The sequence below is a fragment of the Streptomyces sp. genome (genome assembly GCF_035563135.1).
Classification (GTDB): Bacteria; Actinomycetota; Actinomycetes; order Streptomycetales; family Streptomycetaceae; genus Streptomyces.
Window position 1 is genome coordinate 1 of record NZ_DATMVN010000523.1, and the last position, 3,775, is coordinate 3,775.

At 72.1% G+C, this 3,775-nt stretch carries 2 protein-coding genes and 2 pseudogenes; 2 read left to right on the plus strand and 2 right to left on the minus strand.

The genetic code is table 11. The annotated features are described in order from the left end of the window. Window positions 1-317, minus strand: a pseudogene (locus VN520_RS23200) (hypothetical protein); the annotation flags it as partial. A 235-nt stretch (window positions 318-552) separates the two neighbouring features. Between VN520_RS23200 and radA the strand changes: the two are divergent. Then, complete coding sequence (gene radA, locus VN520_RS23205) at window positions 553-1,965, plus strand: DNA repair protein RadA (protein ID WP_325748874.1); 1,413 nt, start codon at window positions 553-555, stop codon at window positions 1,963-1,965. An 80-nt stretch (window positions 1,966-2,045) separates the two neighbouring features. Further along, window positions 2,046-3,170 carry a DNA integrity scanning diadenylate cyclase DisA gene (gene disA, locus VN520_RS23210; RefSeq protein WP_325748875.1) on the plus strand — a complete coding sequence of 375 codons (1,125 nt, stop codon included), beginning with the start codon at window positions 2,046-2,048 and terminating at the stop codon, window positions 3,168-3,170. Between the two features lie 95 nt (window positions 3,171-3,265). On the opposite strand, the pseudogene VN520_RS23215 reads toward disA, so the two are convergent. Then, window positions 3,266-3,775, minus strand: a pseudogene (locus tag VN520_RS23215) (hypothetical protein); the annotation flags it as partial.

Consider the following 3,775-nt stretch of genomic DNA (forward strand, 5'->3'; position numbering starts at 1 on the left):
TGCGCCCGGCGGCCCCGCCGCTGCTCGGTGAGCGCCCGCAGGCACACCCATCTGGCCAGGGCGTACAGCCAGGATTTACGTTCCTCCTCGGCCGTGGGGCACCGGCCGTCCTGCCGCTCGGCGATCGCCAGGGCCGAGCCGAGCGCCTCGGTCGCCGCCTCGTGGTCGCAGAGCACGGAGAGGCAGTAGGTGAACAGGCCGTCGAGATACGGCTCGTCGCCTGCGGGCGTCCGCTGCGCCGAAAGGCGGGCCTCGCGACGGTGCGCCCGGTGTGCGCCGGTGGTGTGCGTGGAGGTCTCCAGACTGCTGCTCGTCACGTGGCGACCGTAGGCAGCCAGGGGCGGAACTCTGCCAGTACTTTCCGACATTTAACCCTTACGGGTGACGCTCTCTCTCGAAAGGGGACAGGAATCCCTGATTCCGCCGAAATCGTCGCATCGGGCACGCCTTCATCTCCCGTGCCACGGCCAGGACTGCCGGACCCCGCCCGTTCCGGAGCTGCCGGACCCCGCCCGTGCCGGGGCTGTCAGACCCCGCCTATACGGTGACGCCATGGCTGCCCGTACGAAATCCGCGAAGGACCGCCCGTCCTACCGCTGCACCGAATGCGGCTGGACGACCGCCAAATGGCTCGGCCGCTGCCCCGAGTGCCAGGCCTGGGGGACGGTCGAGGAGTTCGGCGGCGCCCCCGCGGTCCGCACCACCGCCGCGGGCCGGGTCTCCACCGCCGCCGTGCCGATCGGCCAGGTCGACAGCCGGCAGGCGACGGCCCGCTCGACCGGGGTCGGGGAGCTGGACCGGGTGCTCGGCGGAGGCCTCGTGCCCGGCGCCGTCGTGCTGCTCGCGGGCGAGCCGGGCGTGGGCAAGTCGACGCTGCTCCTGGACGTCGCCGCCAAGGCCGCGAGCGACGACCACCGCACCCTCTACGTCACGGCCGAGGAGTCCGCCAGCCAGGTGCGGATGCGGGCCGACCGCATCGGGGCGATCAACGACCACCTGTATCTGGCCGCCGAGACGGACCTCTCCGCGGTCCTGGGGCACCTGGACGCGGTCAAGCCGTCCCTCCTCGTCCTCGACTCCGTGCAGACCGTCGCCTCGCCGGAGATCGACGGCGCGCCCGGCGGCATGGCACAGGTCCGTGAGGTCGCGGGAGCACTCATCAGGGCCTCGAAGGAGCGCGGCATGTCGACGCTCCTGGTGGGCCACGTCACCAAGGACGGCGCGATCGCGGGGCCGCGGCTCCTGGAGCACCTCGTCGACGTGGTGCTGTCCTTCGAGGGCGACCGGCACGCCCGCCTCCGGCTCGTACGGGGCGTCAAGAACAGGTACGGCGCCACGGACGAGGTCGGCTGCTTCGAGCTGCACGACGAGGGCATCACCGGCCTCGCCGACCCCTCCGGACTCTTCCTCACCCGGCGCGACGAGCCCGTCCCGGGCACCTGCCTGACGGTCACCCTGGAGGGCAAGCGTCCGCTCGTCGCCGAGGTGCAGGCCCTGACGGTCGACTCGCAGATCCCTTCGCCACGGCGCACCACGTCGGGCCTGGAGACCTCCAGGGTCTCGATGATGCTGGCCGTTCTGGAACAGCGGGGCCGGATCAGTGCGCTCGGCAAACGGGACATCTACAGTGCGACGGTGGGCGGCGTGAAGCTCACCGAGCCGGCCGCCGACCTCGCGATCGCCCTCGCGCTGGCCAGCGCGGCCAGTGACACACCGCTCCCCAAGAACCTGGTCGCGATCGGTGAGGTGGGTCTCGCCGGGGAGGTCAGAAGGGTGACCGGGGTCCAGCGCAGGCTGGCGGAGGCGTACCGTCTCGGGTTCAAGCACGCCCTGGTTCCGAGGGACCCGGGGCAGGTCCCGGCCGGTATGAAGGTCACAGAAGTGGCCGACATGGGCGACGCCCTGCGAGTCCTCCCCCGCCGGTCTCGGCCGGACGGACCACAGGAGGACGGCGCACGCCGGTAGACTTTGCCCTGGTCTCGCCCGCCCCTACGAACGGTATGAGGGACGCAAGGGCACCCCGAACCTGTGACCGGAGGAGTGCAGTGGCAGCCAACGACCGGGCAGCATCGCCCGGAAAGTCCGGCCAAGGCACGGGTAACGAGGCGCTGATGCGCGCCTCGTTGAGCGCGGTCGCGCCCGGAACGGCCCTCCGCGACGGCCTGGAGCGCATCCTCCGCGGCAACACCGGCGGGCTGATCGTCCTCGGCATGGACAGAACCGTCGAGTCCATGTGCACCGGCGGCTTCGTGCTCGACGTGGAGTTCACCGCGACGCGCCTGCGTGAACTGTGCAAGCTGGACGGCGCGATGATCCTCGACAAGGACATCACCAAGATCCTGCGGGCCGGTGTGCAGCTGGTCCCGGACGCCTCCATCCCCACCGAGGAGACGGGCACCCGCCACCGCACGGCGGACCGCGTCTCCAAGGCGTGCGGTTTCCCGGTGGTGTCGGTGTCCCAGTCGATGCGTCTGATCGCGCTGTACGTGGACGGGGAGCGGCGGGTCCTGGAGGAGTCCTCCGCGATCCTGTCCCGCGCCAACCAGGCGCTCGCCACCCTTGAGCGGTACAAGCTCAGGCTGGACGAGGTCGCCGGCACCCTCTCCGCACTGGAGATCGAGGACCTGGTGACCGTGCGGGACGTGACGGCGGTCTCGCAGCGGCTGGAGATGGTGCGCCGCATCGCCACCGAGATCGCCGAATACGTGGTGGAGCTGGGCACCGACGGCCGCCTGCTGTCGCTCCAGCTGGACGAGTTGATCGCGGGTGTGGAGCCGGAGCGCGAGCTGGTCGTGCGCGACTACGTGCCCGAACCGACCGCGAAGCGGTCCCGTACGGTCTCGGAGGCACTGGGCGAGCTGGACACGCTCACCCACACCGAGCTGCTCGAACTACCCGTGGTGGCACGGGCCCTGGGCTACAGCGGCTCGCCGGAGACGCTGGACTCGGCGGTCTCCCCGCGGGGCTTCCGGCTGCTGGCGAAGGTGCCGCGGCTGCCCGGGACGATCATCGAGCGGCTGGTGGAGCACTTCGGCGGCCTGCAGAAGCTGCTGGCCGCGAGCGTGGACGACCTCCAGGCCGTGGACGGGGTCGGCGAGGCGCGGGCCAGGAGCGTGCGGGAGGGCCTGTCGCGGCTGGCGGAGTCCTCGATCCTGGAGCGGTACGTCTAGGACTTTCCGGGCAGCGGCCGGGGCCCGGCAGCCGGGGCGCGGCCGTCGCCCGCCGGGCGCCCCGGCTCCGGCTCCCCCGGCCGTCGTCCGGGCGGTCAGTCCTTGGCCAGCACGAACGAGGCGCGCTGGACGGTCTCGCCCGGGATCTCGGCCTCCAGCAGATACGTCCCCGGGGCCGCGGCCCGGACGGGCGGCGTCGCGCACCGGGGTGCGCTCCCCCTGCGGTCCCACTCCACGGTGTGGACGACCGTCGCTCCCGCCGGGACCCTCAGGAAGAAGGCGCCGTTCTTCGGGCAGTCCTCGGAGGACCACACCTGCTTGTCGTCCTCGCCCGCCTCGGAGACCGTGAGCACCGCGCTCTTCGGGCCGAAGTCGGCCTTGCAGTCGGCAGCCGAGGTGTTCCTGGCGCTCAGCCGGAACTCCGGCTCTTCGGCGGGTCCGTAGCTGATGTCCGTCTTCAGGCTCAACTGCAGTACGGCGGGGGTGCAGTCGGGGATCGGCGAGCCGGCCGGCACCTGCTGGCCGCCCGTACTGCCGCCGCCCGCGCCCGCGTTCGTACCCACCGGTCCGGAACCGTCCGATCCCGCGGCGCCCGCTCCCGCGGC

What these genes read in the sequence shown, in the direction of transcription:
- radA (WP_325748874.1), top strand. Translation starts at nt 553, where the DNA reads ATGGCTGCCCGTACGAAATCCGCGAAGGACCGCCCGTCCTACCGCTGC.